13 protein-coding genes and 2 pseudogenes are annotated in these 15406 nt (G+C 56.5%); 11 read left to right on the top strand and 4 right to left on the bottom strand.

The window, feature by feature from the left end:
• Positions 1–48 precede the first annotated feature (48 nt).
• Complete coding sequence (locus tag MELB17_RS12305; protein WP_007350571.1) at positions 49–342, bottom strand: hypothetical protein; 294 nt, start codon at positions 340–342, stop codon at positions 49–51.
• 104 nt (positions 343–446) lie between these two features.
• Positions 447–1802, bottom strand: a pseudogene (locus MELB17_RS12300) (acyl-CoA dehydrogenase); the annotation flags it as partial.
• A gap of 149 nt (positions 1803–1951) precedes the next feature.
• On the opposite strand from MELB17_RS12300, the gene MELB17_RS12295 reads away from it, so the two are divergent.
• The 3 genes from MELB17_RS12295 to MELB17_RS12285 are packed head-to-tail and all read left to right on the top strand — an operon-like array spanning position 1952 to position 5156.
• A complete protein-coding gene (locus MELB17_RS12295; protein ID WP_007348454.1) occupies positions 1952–3205 on the top strand; it encodes a site-specific integrase in 1254 nt (417 codons plus the stop codon).
• On the top strand, positions 3184–4149 hold the full coding sequence (locus tag MELB17_RS12290) for a tyrosine-type recombinase/integrase (protein WP_227498758.1): 966 nt from the start codon (positions 3184–3186) through the stop codon (positions 4147–4149). Before MELB17_RS12295 ends, MELB17_RS12290 begins: the two co-directional genes overlap by 22 nt.
• Positions 4146–5156: a tyrosine-type recombinase/integrase gene (locus tag MELB17_RS12285; protein ID WP_007348452.1), complete on the top strand. Its 1011-nt coding sequence runs from the start codon at positions 4146–4148 to the stop codon at positions 5154–5156. The genes MELB17_RS12290 and MELB17_RS12285 overlap by 4 nt, the downstream gene beginning before the upstream one ends.
• A gap of 118 nt (positions 5157–5274) precedes the next feature.
• Here MELB17_RS12285 and MELB17_RS12280 read toward each other — a convergent pair.
• Positions 5275–5721: pseudogene (locus MELB17_RS12280) on the bottom strand (acyl-CoA dehydrogenase family protein); the annotation flags it as partial.
• Between the two features lie 387 nt (positions 5722–6108).
• Here MELB17_RS12280 and MELB17_RS12275 point away from each other — a divergent pair.
• The 8 genes from MELB17_RS12275 (at position 6109) to MELB17_RS12240 (ending at position 14065) form a co-directional block, all read left to right on the top strand.
• Entirely contained in the window at positions 6109–8955 is a 2847-nt protein-coding gene (locus MELB17_RS12275) for a monovalent cation/H+ antiporter subunit A (protein WP_036184661.1), read from the top strand.
• On the top strand, positions 8955–9323 hold the full coding sequence (locus MELB17_RS12270) for a Na+/H+ antiporter subunit C (RefSeq protein ID WP_007350566.1): 369 nt from the start codon (positions 8955–8957) through the stop codon (positions 9321–9323). Before MELB17_RS12275 ends, MELB17_RS12270 begins: the two co-directional genes overlap by 1 nt.
• Entirely contained in the window at positions 9320–10837 is a 1518-nt protein-coding gene (locus MELB17_RS12265; protein ID WP_007350565.1) for a monovalent cation/H+ antiporter subunit D, read from the top strand. Before MELB17_RS12270 ends, MELB17_RS12265 begins: the two co-directional genes overlap by 4 nt.
• Positions 10837–11325 carry a Na+/H+ antiporter subunit E gene (locus tag MELB17_RS12260; RefSeq protein WP_007350564.1) on the top strand — a complete coding sequence of 163 codons (489 nt, stop codon included), beginning with the start codon at positions 10837–10839 and terminating at the stop codon, positions 11323–11325. Before MELB17_RS12265 ends, MELB17_RS12260 begins: the two co-directional genes overlap by 1 nt.
• Positions 11322–11591: a K+/H+ antiporter subunit F gene (locus tag MELB17_RS12255; RefSeq protein ID WP_007350563.1), complete on the top strand. Its 270-nt coding sequence runs from the start codon at positions 11322–11324 to the stop codon at positions 11589–11591. Before MELB17_RS12260 ends, MELB17_RS12255 begins: the two co-directional genes overlap by 4 nt.
• A 51-nt stretch (positions 11592–11642) precedes the next feature.
• Positions 11643–11975, top strand: a complete 333-nt coding sequence (locus MELB17_RS12250; RefSeq protein WP_007350562.1) for a Na+/H+ antiporter subunit G — start codon at positions 11643–11645, stop codon at positions 11973–11975.
• Between the two features lie 126 nt (positions 11976–12101).
• A complete protein-coding gene (locus MELB17_RS12245) occupies positions 12102–12383 on the top strand; it encodes a pyrimidine/purine nucleoside phosphorylase (protein ID WP_007350561.1) in 282 nt (93 codons plus the stop codon).
• Between the two features lie 38 nt (positions 12384–12421).
• Positions 12422–14065 (top strand): fatty acid--CoA ligase, encoded by a 1644-nt coding sequence (locus MELB17_RS12240; RefSeq protein ID WP_007350560.1) that lies wholly within the window; start codon positions 12422–12424, stop codon positions 14063–14065.
• A 5-nt stretch (positions 14066–14070) separates the two neighbouring features.
• Here MELB17_RS12240 and MELB17_RS12235 read toward each other — a convergent pair whose 3' ends face one another.
• On the bottom strand, positions 14071–15333 hold the full coding sequence (locus MELB17_RS12235; RefSeq protein ID WP_007350559.1) for a D-amino acid dehydrogenase: 1263 nt from the start codon (positions 15331–15333) through the stop codon (positions 14071–14073).
• Positions 15334–15406 lie beyond the last annotated feature (73 nt).

Below are 15406 nucleotides of genomic sequence, written 5' to 3'. Positions count from 1 at the left end.
CAAAAAAAACCGGAGCAATGGCTCCGGTTTTTTGATCTGTGCCGATGCTTACTGGGTAGCGTCATCCATAGCATCTTCCGCGGCGTCGCCGGCCTCTTCTGCGGCCTCACCGACTTCTTCACCAGCATCTCCGGCGGCGTCTTTGGTTTCTTCCCAAGCGCTATCGTTCTGCCCGGTAACGTCTTCATAGCTTTCTTCAATGGCATCGCCGGCATCATCCGCCATATTGCTGATATTGTCGCCAGCCTTGTCCAAATCTACCATCTCGTCATCATCGGAACTGCAGCCCGCCAAGCCCAGAGTCAGCACCAATGCCAATGCGCTAATTGTAAATTTTTTCATAAAAATCTCCATCGATCGTCATTGAAAACAGCGCCAAGATTACGCTGCGACCTGGCGAAAACACAATTACACAAGGGTTACTCTTTGGTTAATCGGGCAAGGTGCTAGAACCACTCGGCTTTCATTGCCAAGCAGGTATCGTCCATGTTGCGCAGCAGAACCAGATCCTGAGCAACGGTGGGTAACTCCCAATGAAAAAAGTACTGTGCGGCCTGCAATTTACCCTCATAAAAATAGCGTTCACGATCGTTGCTGGCATCATTCAATCCTATCGCGGCGGCATTGGCCTGGCGCAGCCACATCCAGGCCACACAGATGTGACCGAACAGGTGCAAATAGCAAGAGGCGTTGGCCAGGGCCTGCTCGGTTTCACCGGCCATCAGCGTTTTGCCCAGGCTTTGGGTCACTTTAACCGCCTGCTGCAGAGTTTCGCTGAGTGACAGGGCCCAGGGTTCGCAGCGGGCGCTGGTCGCAGCTTGCAGATCAGCCTGCATGGCATCGAGCAACAACTGCAAGCCATGGCTTTGGTTCTGCCACACTTTGCGGCCCAGTAGATCCAGTGCCTGAATACCATTGGTGCCTTCATGGATCGGGTTCAGCCGGTTATCACGCCAGCATTGCTCCACCGGATATTCGCGGGTGTAACCTGCACCGCCGTAAACCTGAATCGCCAGATCGTTGGCCTTGGGGCCATATTCCGAAGGCCAGGCTTTAATAACCGGAGTCAGAAGATCCAGCAGTTGCCCGGCTTCCTGGCGTTTTTGCGGCTCCGGATGAGTGTTCTGGTCGTCCATCAGCCGGGCGCCATAAAGGCACAGCGCCAGTCCACCTTCGCTGTAGGCTTTCTGAGCCAGCAGCATGCGCCGTACATCGGCGTGTTCGATAATCGGCACCTGTTCACTTTGCGGATTGTTATCCGCTGCCCGACGCCCCTGCAGACGATCTTTGGCATAGGCCAGGCTGTGCATATAACCACGGTAGCCAATCACCGCCGCGCCACAGCCCACGCCAACCCGGGCCTCGTTCATCATCTGGAACATGTACTTCAATCCCTGATGGGGCTCGCCCACCAGGTAACCGTGGCATTCGGCGTCGTCACCAAAACTCAAGGCCGTCGAGGTGGTTCCACGGTAGCCCAGCTTGTGAATCAAGCCGGCCAAAGCCACCCCGTTGCGCTCACCCGACCCGCCGGTTTCGCTCAAACGGAGTTTGGGCACAATAAACAGTGAAATACCCTTCACACCGGCCGGCGCACCTTTTATTTTGGCCAGCACCATATGCACGATATTCTCCGTGATGTTTTGCTCGCCACCGGAGATGTATATCTTCGCGCCCTTGATCAAGTAATGACCAGCGTTGTCAGGCGTAGCCGACGTGCGAATGTCTGCCAGCGAAGAACCCGCATGGGGTTCGGTAAGGGCCATGGTGCCGGCATATTGGCCACTAAGCATAGGCGGTAGTTATCCTCACCCTATAATTATGCAAGGTTTGTTGGGCTATTCCGGCAAAGGCCAGTGGCGACGAAGCTTTTAGCTGTGTTGTAGCTATCGAGCTTTGCATAAAAACAGTGTTTCCTGTGGGCTCGTCCCTAACCGCAGGAGCACACACCATGCCCGCCGATAAAACCCTCACAAACCTTGTTCGCTACAACTGGCTGATTGATAGTCCGCTCGAGAGCGTCGTTTCATCCTACATTAAGGCGCTGCGAGGCCAGCGCTACGCTGATCGCACCATCAGAATCTATTTGGGCTGCCTTGCCCATTTTGGTTTCTGGCTTAAAGCTGAAGAGCTCGAGTTGACGCACGTCGATTCATCCCTTATTAAACGGTTCGTGCGCGAACACCTCCCGGCGTGCACCTGTCCCGTACCCTGCTACGATTCTGTAGGCTGCTCCGGAGCGGCGCTTCGGCATCTGCTCAAAATACTGATGCGTTCACAGCCATCGCCAACGATGGCGAAGGATCCAGTGACGATCGAGCTCACTCGGTTCGCCGAGTACTTAACGGATACTTGCGGGCTATCATCAGCCACCCGTGACAGCCGAGCTCAACACGTTGGGGCGTTCCTCTACGACGTAGGCGTTACTGATACCGTGAGCGTCTTGTCGCTGTCGGCGACCGACATAGATGCTTACTTTTCGACGCTGACGTCGCGCCTACGGCCGGCATCGCTGCGTATCGTGTGCAACAGTCTGCGTAGCTACTTTCGTTACCGTGCCGTGCGCGGTGACGAGACCGACGGGCTAGCGGCAGCGCTTCCACGAATCGCAGACTGGCGCCGGGCCACGTTGCCCAAGGTATTGTCGGACGCCGAACTAACGGCCTTTCTGGATGCCTTCGATCGCACGGACCCCGTTGGCCTGCGTGACTATGCCATCGCGCGCTGCCTGCTTGATCTGGGTTTACGCGGTCACGAAGTAACCTACCTCACGCTGGAGTCGATCGACTGGCGCAGGGCAATACTGACCATCAGCGGTACCAAAAGTAAACGCATTCAACAGCTTCCCCTGCCTGCGTCCACGGGAGAGGCGGTAGCGCAGTATCTGCGACAGGGACGCCCGCAGACGACGAGCCGCAGACTATTCGTCCGGCACCGGGCACCGCTCGACACGCCACTGAGCGTTCCGGCCATTCGCAATTCAATGAACCGCGCCTTTGTTCGTTGCGGTTTGCGCGATCAGTTCTGCAACACACACGTGCTGCGGCGAACGATGGCAACGCAGCTACAGCGCGCTGGGGTCTCAGTCAAAGAGATCGCCGACGTATTGCGTCACAAGAGTCTTGACACTGCCTACAGCTACGCCCGCGTTGACGTGGAGCAATTGCGCGCGATGGCACTGCCGTGGCCCGGGAGCCCGTCATGAGCGCCCGGTTGTCTTGGATGGCGCGGGTCGAAGCGTACCTGGCGTATCGTCGTCGTAACGGATTCGAGCTAACCATCGACGCAACGCAGCTTCAGTCATTTGCCCGTTTCGCGGATGAGGTCTCTCCTGAAGGGCATCTGACGGTGCCGCTCGCTGTCGCATGGGCACAGACTTCGCAGCTTAAGGCGTCGTTTACCTGGGCGCGCCGCATCGGGATTCTTCGCGGTTTCGCCCGCTTTTGCCAGCGCGAGGATCCGGCGACGGAGGTTCCACCGCGAAGTCTCTTTGGTTCGGCCCACCGGCGTCTCATCCCACACATCTACACAGAAGCCGAACTGTGCACACTGCTTGAAGCCACGCATGGCTTGGCGCCCACCGAGGGATTGCGTCCAGCAACTTGCCACTGTGTTTTTGGCTTGCTCGCCGCGACCGGGCTACGCATCGCCGAAGCACTGACACTAACCGCGGCTGACGTCGACATGGACAGTGGCGTTTTGCATATCCGCGAAGCGAAGTTCCATCAGCAGCGTCTCGTACCGCTGCATCCGAGCGTTACCGACTCGTTGCGCGCCTATGCACGACAGCGAGATAGGCTCGTGCCACGGCCTTGTTGTGACAAGTTCTTCCTGCGTGATGATGGCAGCGGCGTAAATCAGCCCAGCATGCTGTATGCCTTACAGAGGCTGTGTCAGCAACTGGACTGGCAAACGCGCGGTGACTATCAGCGTCACCGCCTGCATGACATCCGGCACACCTTCATCGTGAGAAGCATGCTGCGCCTCTATGAAGAGGGCGTAGATATTGATCGTGCCATTCTGGCGCTATCAACCTACGTCGGGCACGCCAAGGTGAGCGACACCTACTGGTATGTCACCGGCATTCCCGAACTGATGGCGATCGCCGCCGAACGCTTTCACCTCTATACGCAAGGAGAGGCGTCATGAACCCCTTGCTCACCGCTCCCACCGAATTCGGCGCGTTGCTCCAGCGCTTCTTCGCCGAGCGCTTGATCCAGCAACAGAACGTCAGCCCCCGAACAGTCGCTGCCTATCGCGATACCTTCAAGCTCTTGCTGAACTATGTGGGACGCGCAACGGGCAAGCCACCTGCCATGCTGGCACTGTGCGATGTCGATGCGGCCTTGGTGCTGAATTTCCTCACGCATCTCGAGACCGAACGGCACAACACCATTCGCACGCGCAATGCAAGATTGGCGGCGGTTCGTGCCTTTGCCCACTACGTCGCCTCACAAGCGCCGCCAGCTCTGCATCTTGCACAACAGATTCTCGCGATACCTATGAAACGCTTCGAACGACCCATGCTTGAGTTCCTGTCTCGCGACGAGGTTCGCGCGCTGCTTGCAGCCCCGGGTATAACGACCTGGTGCGGGCGCCGCGACACCGCCATGCTCACGGTGCTTTACAACACCGGCGCTCGGGTTTCCGAACTGATCGGCATCCGGGTGGCCGATATCACGTTGGCGGCAACCGCCTCTGTGCGCCTACATGGCAAGGGCCGCAAACAACGAACCGTGCCTCTATGGAAGGAAACGGCGAAGGAAATCCGGCAGTGGCTAAAATACGCCGACTTGCATGTCGAGCAACCCCTCATTCCAAACCGCAGCGGATTGCCAATGACGCGCACCAATGTGGCCGAACGACTGAACCTGGCCGTCAGCACCGCGACAAAGATGTGTCCACAGTTAGCAGGCCGCAGGATCTCGCCGCATACCTGGCGCCATACGACGGCCATGCACCTGTTGCAGGCGGGCGTCGATCTGACCGTGATCGCGTTGTGGCTCGGTCACGAAAGCCCCGTCACCACTCACGGCTATGTCGAAGCGGACATGGGCATGAAGGAGCGGGCCCTTGCCGCCATCACCCCACCTGCGACCCAGCACAAGCGCTACCGCCCGACGGACGCACTCCTCCAGTTCCTGGAAAGTCTCTGAAATTATGCAAACCTCCGCTCGCGCTCCGCCCCTGAAAATACCGCTTGTGTTCCGACGAACCTTGCATAATTATCGGGTGCAGATAATTTCGGTTATGCAAAGCTTCGCATAATCGAAAAAACAGACTCTTCTGCGACTCGCTGCCAAACACGCGAATCAGATTCGCCGCCGCCGTGGTCAGGAACGGGTAGCCCGCGGTGCTGGGATTCGCCGCGGTAAAAAAACCGTTGCAGGCTGCCATGACCGTTTCCGGCAGCTGCATGCCGCCAAGTTCGTAATCGTAACGACCGGCAATGAACCCGGCGCGGGCGTAGGCGTCGAAGGCCTGCTTTACCTGTGGCAGCAAGGCCACATTGCCATTCACAAACCGCGGCTCGTCCTGATCGGCGGCCCGATTGTGATTCGCGAATGTATCCCGCGCCATTTTGTCAGCGGTCTCGATGACGGCATCGAAGGTGTCACGGCTGTGGTCAGCAAAACGCTCGCGCTCGGCCAACACGTCAACACCCAGTACTTCGTAGAGTTGGAACGACAGGTCGCGACGGTCAATCAGGGTATCGGTCATTACGCGGTCTCCGGCTTTGGGCCATTTTCATACGGCCGTTTTAAAATTGCTGCGTTCTTTATGCCACAGATAACCGCTGGATAGCCACTCTTTAGCACGACGCCAGGCCACAAGTTACTTGACCTTCAGACTGCGGCACGTATCATCCTTTTGATATTTTCTATACGGAGTAACCATGACGGAGGAGTCGCACAGCTGCTGGTTTACATCAGATCTAATTCGCCTGGCTGACATCGCCCGTTATCGCGGCAAGCTTCCTTATTTTCCATACCCTCCACGGCGTTAAGCAGCTCATACTTGGCGAGTGATAGATCGCTTGTCATGGTTCGTTGGTAATGGATCGCTGGTAACATCTTTTTCTGCCCTACACCTACAATTGAGATTGCGATGTCGCTCCCGCTGGTTGTTTTACTGCCCTTTTTAGGCGCCATGGCCGCACCACTGTTCGCGCAGGGCGGGCGCACAGCCATCGCTATTGCGTCAACCGTTCCCGCGCTGATTGCGCTCGCCGCGTTGTTCCCCCACTGGCAAACACTGGCAGACGGCGGTGTTGTCCTGCACACCTACGAATGGTTACCTGCGATCGGGCTGTCGCTGAGTTTCCGCCTGGATGGCCTGTCACTGCTGTTCGCGCTGCTGATTCTAGTGATTGGTATCCTGATCATTCTTTACGCCCGCTACTACTTGAAACCTGAAGAAAACATTGGCAAGTTTTACGGCCTGCTGCTGTGTTTCAAGGGCTCAATGCTTGGCATTGTGCTTTCCAGCAATTTGTTGCTGATGATGATTTTCTGGGAAATCACCAGCTTGGTGTCGTTTTTACTGATCAGTTTCTGGACCCACAAAAAAGGCGCGCGGCGCGGCGCCCGCATGGCGCTGACGGTTACCGGCGGCGGCGGCCTGGCCCTGTTAGCAGGTGTTCTCATAATCGGTCAGATTGTCGGCAGCTACGAGCTGGACGATGTGCTGGCCGCAGGGCCCATCATCAAAGCACACGCGCTTTATCCGGTTGCGCTCACTTTGGTGCTACTAGGCGCATTTACAAAATCAGCCCAGTTCCCATTCCATTTCTGGTTGCCCCACGCCATGCAGGCGCCTACGCCGGTATCGGCCTACCTGCACTCGGCCACGATGGTTAAGGCCGGCATATTCCTGCTGGCGCGGCTATATCCGGCGCTGGCAGGCACTGAACAATGGTTTTACATGGTCAGTTTTACCGGCATGGCAACGCTGCTTTTAGGCGCTTACATCGCCATGTTCAAACACGACCTCAAAGGCTTGCTGGCGAACTCCACTGTTAGCCATCTTGGGTTGATTGTTCTGTTGCTTGGCATGGGTACGGAACTCGCCACAGTTGCTGCCCTGTTTCACGTAATCAACCACGCCACGTTTAAGGCCTCGCTGTTTATGGCGGCGGGCATTATTGACCATGAAACCGGCACCCGCGATATGCGCCGCATTAACGGGCTTTGGCGATTCATGCCCCACACCGCCACCCTGGCCATGGTGGCAGCGGCCTCTATGGCCGGTGTACCGCTACTGAACGGCTTTCTTAGTAAGGAAATGTTTTTCGCAGAGTCTCTGGCACTTAACCTTCCCGGTTACTGGGCCTGGCTACCGCCGATTGTGGCGACCCTGGCCGGTATTTTCGCGGTTGCTTACTCCGCCCGGTTTATTCACGACGTGTTCTTCAACGGCAAGCCGATAAATTTGCCCATTTACCCGCCCCATGAACCGCCGCGTTATATGAAAATCCCTGTGGAAATATTGGTGTTCGCTTGCCTGATGGTGGGTATGTTCCCGACCATATCAGTGGGCCCGCTGCTTTACGCCGCATCCTCTGCAACCTTGGGCGTGCCGGCACCGGACTATCGGCTGGCGGTAATGCACGGCTTCAATCTGCCGCTATTTATGAGTTTTTTAGCGTTCTTTGGCGGCTTGCTGATGTACAGCCAGCGCAAGCGCTTCTTTGCCTTTCACGATCGCTTCCGCGAGATCGACGAAAAAGCGATCTTCGAAAAAGTGGTGTTCAGCCTTGGCCTGAGAGCCAACCGGTTCACGACCGCCACCGAGAACGGCTCGCTGCAGCGCTACGTTATGCTGCTGATTGTCAGCGCTCTGGCCGTGGCGTTTTTACCCATCAGCAAAATGGGCTTCTTTATTGGCAGCAACGGGCTAACCCCGGTGGACTGGCCGACGGCAACCTTGGGTGCCGTTTTGATTGCCAGCGCTCTGGCCACTGCAGCTATGCACCGCGAACGCTTCTTTGCGCTGGTACTGATCAGCGTCGTCGGGTTGTTAACCGCGCTCACCTTTGTGCGTTTCTCGGCGCCAGATCTGACGATGACCCAATTGTCGGTGGAAGTCGTCACCGTTGTGCTGTTAATGCTGGCACTTTACTACATGCCCTCATGGACACCCGTTGAGAGCAGCCGTGGTCGCCGCGTTCGTGACATGGGGATAGCCCTGTTAGCCGGCAGCGGCATGACCATAATTACCCTGGCCATTCTGACCCAGCCGTTCAGTTCGATTTCCGAGTTCTTTCTGGCAAACAGCAAAACAGGTGGTGGTGGTACCAACGTGGTCAATGTGATCTTGGTGGATTTCCGCGGCTTCGACACCTTGGGTGAAATTTCAGTGCTGGCGATTGCGGCGTTGGGCATTTTTGCAATGCTCAAAAACACGACACTTACGCCGCCTCCGGGCGACGGCCTGGGCCACGCATGGGCCCGCGAAAGCCACCCCACCATGCTCAAACAGATTGCCCGTCCGATGCTACCAATGGCGCTGATGGTATCCGCGTTTATATTCCTGCGCGGTCATAACCTGCCAGGGGGGGGCTTTATTGCCGGGCTGATAACCGCCGTTGCGCTGATTCTTCAGTACATCGCCAGTGGCTTTTCCTGGACCGAAGACCGCATCGCCATGCGCTATCACAATGTGATTGCGCTAGGTCTGCTGTTTGCCGTTATTACTGGCGCCGGCAGCCTGGCGTTTGGTTATCCGTTCCTGACCTCCACATTCGGCTATATCACTTGGCCGGTGGTGGGTAAGTTCGAACTGGCATCGGCGCTGGTGTTTGACCTGGGTGTGTACCTGGCGGTGGTGGGTGCCACACTGATGATGCTGGTCAGTGTAGGCCGCATCAACCCCCATTCCGCTATCCGTCCTGTAAACAGCGAGTCGAGCTACGGCGCTGACACGACTACCCTGACTCAAAGAGAGACCGAATAATGGAACTTGTATTCGCACTGGCCATTGGTGCGCTCACAGCCGGCGGGGTGTATCTGTTGCTGCGCGCCCGCACGTTTCCGGTGGTGCTGGGCCTGACCATGCTGTCGTACGGGGTGAATTTGTTCCTGTTCGCCAGCGGGCGCCTGGCCACCGGCAGCCAGCCGGTTCTGGGCACCGCTGCCCAGTACGCAGACCCATTGCCCCAGGCGCTGGTGTTAACCGCGATTGTTATCGGCTTCGCCATGACCGCATTCGTGGTGGTGTTGTCACTTCGCAACCTGGCCGACCACGGCAATGATCACGTAGACGGCGACCCGAAAAAGCGTACGCCCGCTTCCAAGCATGCGCGGGAGCGTCGGCCACTATGACCCACTGGCTGCTTGCTCCGATTCTGATCCCGCTACTGGGCGCTATTCTGCAAATATTTGTGGGCTACGCGCCCATGCCGTTGCGCCGGGTGTTGGCCATTGTTACCTCGGTTCTGACCCTGGCCGCCGCCATTGTTCTGCTAAATTTGGCCGGCGACGACACCTACCGTGTCTACGCCATGGGCAACTGGCAGCCACCCTTCGGCATTGTGATGGTGCTGGACCGTCTGGCCGCCATGATGTTGGTTCTAACGGCGTCGCTGGCACTGCTGTGCCATCTGTTCTCGATCGGAGGTGCCGACGAAGGTACGCGCCAGTTCCACAGCCTGTTCCTGTTCCAGCTGATGGGCCTGAATATTGCCTTTCTGACCGGCGACCTGTTCAACCTGTTCGTTGCGTTTGAGATTCTGCTGATTGCCTCTTACGGACTGCTGATGCACGGCAGTGGAAGCACGCGCTCAACGCCAGGGCTGCATTATGTCGTATTAAACCTGGTGGGTTCGTCGCTGTTTCTGATCAGCGTGGGCATGATTTACAGCGTTACCGGCACCTTGAATATGGCCGACCTGGCCGTGAAAGTGCCGCAGGTCAGCGGCGACCAACGTTTTCTGGTCGAAGCCGGTGGCATGCTGTTGTTGGTGGTATTTGCCCTTAAAGCAGCGGTGTTGCCACTGACATTCTGGCTACCACGGACCTACGCCAGCGCTACCGCGCCGGTCGCTGCATTTTTTGCCATTATGACCAAAGTCGGTATCTACGGGATTATCCGGGTTTACCCGCTGGTTTTTGGCGCCAACGCCGGCGAGATGGCTAATCTGGGCATGAACTGGCTTTTCCCGCTAGCGCTCGCCACCCTTATTATGGGCGTTATTGGCGCTATGGGTGCACAAACCTTGCGCACCCTGGTGACCTGGCAACTGGTCATTTCGGTTGGCACTCTACTGGCACCCATCGCGCTGGGTTCGCAAAAAGGCCTGGCTGCGGCCCTGTTTTACTTACTTAGCACTACCTGGACAGTGGGCGGTTTGTTTTTGCTGATTGAGCTGGTGCGCAGCCAGCGCGGGTCCGCTTCTGACAAAATCGTTATGGCGCCGCAAATTCGTCATCGAACCCTGCTTAGCTCGCTGTTTTTCTTTGGCGCGGTGTCCGCTGCGGGTTTACCGCCCCTAAGCGGTTTCTTTGGCAAAGTGATGATTCTGCAATCCACCACCAGCGGCGTGGAAATGGCGTGGCTTTGGGGTACGATTCTCACGGGGAGCTTTTTCACTCTGATTGCCTATAGCCGCGCCGGCAGCGTGGTCTTTTGGCGCAATATTGAAGGCGAAATTAAAAACAGCACCCCGGTAACGCCGTTGTTGGCCATTTCTACCGGCGCGCTGATTGGTATGAGTGTATTAATGGTGGCACTGGCCGGGCCTATCAGTGCCTATACCAGCGCCACTGCTGTGCAATTGCTGGACACCCGTGGTTATATCCAAACGTTGCAGGCACCAATGGTTGAGGAGGGTTCGTAATGCTGGACCGCCTGAGTTTCCCGCAACCCTGGCTAAGCCTTCTGCTGTTCAGCATCTGGCAGTTGCTTGCCGATGGCGTTGGCGGCGGAAGCGTGATTGTGGGTTTAATACTGGCCTGGGGTATTCCGCAGCTCACCCAAAGCTTCTGGCCTGATCGTCCGGCGGTGTTCAAGGCTTGGCGTTTACCGGGTTATTTGCTGCTGGTGTTATGGGACATCGTGATTGCCAGCTTTGAAGTGGCCTGGCTGATTATCAGCCCGCGCCGGCCGGAACCGATGTTTATCAGCTACCCGCTGCAGCTTGACTGCCCACAGGCTATCGCTATTTTGGCCAGTACCATTTCCCTGACACCGGGCACGGTGACCGCCGATATCAGCGATGATCACAAGATTCTGCTGATTCACGCGCTAGACACCCGAACCGCAGAAGAAGTGATTGAGGCCATTCACAATCGTTATGAAAAGCCTTTGATGGAGATGTTCCAATGATTGCGATTGTCTTGAAAATATCCATCGCCCTGGTGGTGATTGCGGCTTTGCTTAATGTGTATCGTCTGATTGTTGGCCCACATGCCCCAGACCGGGTTCTGGCCATAGACACTCTGGCCATTAACGCCATCGCACTCATCATTCTTCTGGGTATTACGTTGAACACCCGTATGTACCTGGAGGCCGCGTTGCTGATTGCCGTCATGGGTTTTGTCAGCACAGTGGCTATGGCCAAATACCTGAAACGCGGTAGCGTTATTGAATAACAAGGGTGCAGAGCGAGGCGCCAGGCGCGTTGCAAAGGAGACGACACAATAATGAACTTGTTTATCGAATACATTATCGCAGCCCTGTTGTTGCTCGGTGCAGTATTTACATTGATGGGCGCCATCGGGCTTGCGGTCTTGCCTGATTTTTTCACCCGCCTGCACGGACCCACCAAGGCCACCACCGTGGGTGTGGGAGCTATGGCGTTAGCGTCGATGATTTGGTTCGCCAACCAGCCGGTGGGCACAGGCTTCGTGGAGATTCTGATTATGGTCTTTTTGCTGCTGACCGCACCGCCAAGCGCCAACATGATGGCAAAAGCCGCTATGCACATGGAAGTACCTAAAGTTGGCAATACCCGCGGCGACTCCTGGCAGCAATAAAACGACCCTCGAATGTGAGTGCCTGCAAAAACGGTAGTGGTGCGCTAGGTTAGATAGTGCGCTAGATTAGGCGCATATTGACTACGCAGAATGATTTCTGAAACAGTCCGACACGGAGTTCTGTTTATGCTTAAGGTAAATGAATATTTTGATGGCAAAGCAAAGTCGATCGCCTTTCAGTCAGACGCTTTACCCGCCACCATTGGCGTAATAAGCCCTGGCGAATACCAGTTCAGCACCCAGCAAAAAGAAACCATGACCATTGTCAGCGGTGTGATGTCGGTGTGCTTGCCAGGTGTGGAAACATGGATGACCTACGGTGCCGGTGAATGCTTCGGGGTTGCGCCCGATTCCACCTTTCGGGTTACCGTCGAATACGATACCGCCTATTTGTGCACCTACGGCTGAGGTAGCCCACCTCTCCCAACAACAAAAAGGATATTGTCATGGCTTCGACCCGCTTGCTAACTCCAGCAGAAAACGCCTATCAGTACCCATTACTGATCAAACAATTACTGGCTTCCGGGCCGCGATTCGCCGGCTCCCAGGAAATTATTTACGCGAACAAAAGTCGCTACACCTACACCGAGTTGCAAGCCCGTATCGGCCGCCTGGCCAACGCCCTGACCAAAGCCGGAGTTAAAGCCGGCGACACCGTTGCAGTGATGGACTGGGATACGCCCCGCTATCTTGAATGCTTTTTTGCAATACCGATGATTGGCGCCGTTCTGCACACCGTTAACGTGCGGCTGTCACCGGATCAGATCGTATACACCATGAATCACGCCGAAGACGATGTGGTGCTGATACACGACGATTTCCTGCCCATACTCGATGCTGTTAAAGACCAGATCGAGACGGTAAAGCACTACATACAGCTGACCGATAACAACCAGCCTGCAGCCGCCAGCATGCCGGTGTTGGGTGAATACGAGCAGCTTCTGGCCCAGGAAGACAGCCACTTCGACTTCCCGGATTTTGACGAAAACAGCGTAGCCACCTGCTTTTACACCACTGGCACGACCGGCAAGCCGAAAGGTGTAATGTTCAGCCATCGCCAGTTGGTGATGCACACTATGGCCATGGTAGGCTCCCTTTCAATGTTCGATGAGGCGCCGCTGCTGCGCTCCAGTTCTGTCTACATGCCGATGACGCCCATGTTCCACGTGCACGCATGGGGTGTTCCCTACGCTGCCACCTTAATGGGCATTAAACAGGTATACCCCGGGCGCTATGAACCCGAACTGCTGATGGACCTGATCAAAACCCACAATGTGACCTTCTCCCACTGCGTGCCCACCATTATGCAGATGCTGCTTGCCACTGAGTCCATCAAAGACGCAGATCTGAGCAACTGGCAGGTACTGATAGGCGGCAGTGCCCTCACCAAAGGGCTGTGTGAAGCCGGAGCCGAGCGGGGCATTCGCATGTACACCGGCTACGGCATGTCGGAAACCTGCCCGATTCTGACCATCACCCACCTGACACCGGAAGATCTGGAACTGCCGCTGGCGCAGCAGGCCGAAGTGCGGGTGAAAACCGGTGTCGCCATTCCGTTGGTGCAAGTTGAAATTGTGGACACCAATGGCAAACCGGTCGCCCACGACGGTCAGGCCAAAGGCGAAGTTGTTGCGCGTACGCCCTGGTTAACCCAAAGCTATCTGAAAGAACCGGAAAAAGGCGAAGAACTTTGGCAACACGGCTGGCTGCACACTGGCGACGTGGCCAGTATGGAGCCAAATCAGACCCTGATGATTAAAGACCGCATCAAGGATGTGATCAAAACCGGGGGTGAATGGTTGTCGTCACTGGATCTGGAAAACCTGATTAGCCAGCATCCGGCGGTCGCAGCCGCTGCGGTTGTGGGCGTTGCCGATGAGAAATGGGGCGAGCGCCCACACGCACTGATCACGCTCAAGCCCGGCCAGAATGCCACACAAGAAGACATTCAAGCGCACTTACAGCGCTATGTGGATAAAGGCGAAATCAACAAGTGGGCAATCCCCCGGCAAATGGACTTTGTGGACGACATTCCAAAAACCAGCGTGGGCAAGATCAACAAGAAGCAGATTCGCGATCAGTTAGGCTAGCTCAGTTACGTCACTGAAACGCCACTGAAGCGAAAATCCAGCTGCGGCGGCCGCCCGGCGATAATATCCGCCAGCGCGGCCGCTGACCCGCAGGCATGGGTCCAGCCCAAAGTACCATGCCCGGTATTCAAAAACAGATTACTAATAACGCTCTTACCCACGTAGGGCACGCTGGACGGCGTCGTTGGCCGCAACCCGCTCCAGTATTCAGCCTGCTCCCAGTGACCCGCCTCGGGCATAACAGCCGCCACCCGGCGCAACACGGCCCGGCAGCGGGTGACATTCAGGCGTCTGGAATAGCCGCTGAGCTCTGCCGTACCCGCAATCCGCATACGATCACCCAAACGTGAGTAAACCAGCTTGTACTCATCGTCGGTCAGGCTGACATTGAACGCCGCCTCAGGATTTTTCACCGGCACGGTGATGGAATAGCCCTTGGCTGGATAAATATTCAAAGCCAGTCCCAATTGCCGCACCAGTGGCGCGCTAAAGCTACCCAAACTGAGAACCCAAGCGTCTGCACGCAGATTATGGTGATGGCCTTGGGACAGGGTTTCCACCGCATCGATACGCCCGATACCGCGCTCAAACCCAACCACTTCGGTGTTGTGTTTGAACACCACACCCGCTTGTTTACAGCGCTCCGCCAGGGCCTGGGTAAATTTGCGAGCATCACCGGATTCGTCTTCCTCGGTGTAGGTGCCCCCTGCGAGGCGATGCTTCAAGGGCGCCAAAGCCGGCTCCAGTTCGATTGCCCGCGCAGCACTCACCACTTGCCGGTCACACCCCAGCTCGCGCATCTGCCGCGCCGGTTCCAGGGCGCTGTCGAATTCTTTCTGGTTGGTGTAAAAGTGCAGAATTCCACGGGTCAGATGGTCGTACTCTAAACCCAGTTCGGCCCGCAGTTCCTGTAATTTGCTGCGGCTGTAAAGGCCCAGGTTGACCATCTGACGCAGATTGTCAGCCGCCCGTGCAGAGGTGCATTGGCCCAGAAACGCCAGCGCCCAGCGCCATTGGGCAGCATCCAGTCGTGGCCGGAACAGCAGCGGCGCGTCATTACGGTGCAGCCATTTCAGAACCTTCAGCGGTGTCGATGGGTTGGCCCAAGGCTCGGCATGGCACACTGAAATCTGGCCGCCGTTGGCGTAACTGGTTTCAAGCCCGGCTGCTGGCTGACGATCTATCACTGTGACTTGGTAACCCTGACGCTGCAAAAACCAGGCACTGGTAACGCCAACCACACCCGCGCCTAAAACCACTACGTGCATACCCGTTCCTGTCGGTTATTCGTGTTGTTCATCGTCGATTATTGCTTACTGCTTAGTAATGGCTGTTTGTTGA

The organism is Marinobacter sp. ELB17 (genome assembly GCF_000169375.1).
GTDB lineage: Bacteria > Pseudomonadota > Gammaproteobacteria > Pseudomonadales > Oleiphilaceae > Marinobacter.
Note: the sequence above shows the minus strand (reverse complement) of the source record. Positions and strands in the feature narration are given on the sequence as shown.

Excerpts from the sequence above, each read along its gene's own strand:
- MELB17_RS12305 (WP_007350571.1), bottom strand. The coding sequence starts at position 342 with ATGAAAAAATTTACAATTAGCGCATTGGCATTGGTGCTGACTCTGGGC.
- MELB17_RS12295 (WP_007348454.1), top strand. The coding sequence starts at position 1,952 with ATGCCCGCCGATAAAACCCTCACAAACCTTGTTCGCTACAACTGGCTG.
- MELB17_RS12285 (WP_007348452.1), top strand. The coding sequence starts at position 4,146 with ATGAACCCCTTGCTCACCGCTCCCACCGAATTCGGCGCGTTGCTCCAG.
- MELB17_RS12275 (WP_036184661.1), top strand. The coding sequence starts at position 6,109 with ATGTCGCTCCCGCTGGTTGTTTTACTGCCCTTTTTAGGCGCCATGGCC.
- MELB17_RS12270 (WP_007350566.1), top strand. The coding sequence starts at position 8,955 with ATGGAACTTGTATTCGCACTGGCCATTGGTGCGCTCACAGCCGGCGGG.
- MELB17_RS12265 (WP_007350565.1), top strand. The coding sequence starts at position 9,320 with ATGACCCACTGGCTGCTTGCTCCGATTCTGATCCCGCTACTGGGCGCT.
- MELB17_RS12260 (WP_007350564.1), top strand. The coding sequence starts at position 10,837 with ATGCTGGACCGCCTGAGTTTCCCGCAACCCTGGCTAAGCCTTCTGCTG.
- MELB17_RS12255 (WP_007350563.1), top strand. The coding sequence starts at position 11,322 with ATGATTGCGATTGTCTTGAAAATATCCATCGCCCTGGTGGTGATTGCG.
- MELB17_RS12250 (WP_007350562.1), top strand. The coding sequence starts at position 11,643 with ATGAACTTGTTTATCGAATACATTATCGCAGCCCTGTTGTTGCTCGGT.
- MELB17_RS12245 (WP_007350561.1), top strand. The coding sequence starts at position 12,102 with ATGCTTAAGGTAAATGAATATTTTGATGGCAAAGCAAAGTCGATCGCC.
- MELB17_RS12240 (WP_007350560.1), top strand. The coding sequence starts at position 12,422 with ATGGCTTCGACCCGCTTGCTAACTCCAGCAGAAAACGCCTATCAGTAC.
- MELB17_RS12235 (WP_007350559.1), bottom strand. The coding sequence starts at position 15,333 with ATGCACGTAGTGGTTTTAGGCGCGGGTGTGGTTGGCGTTACCAGTGCC.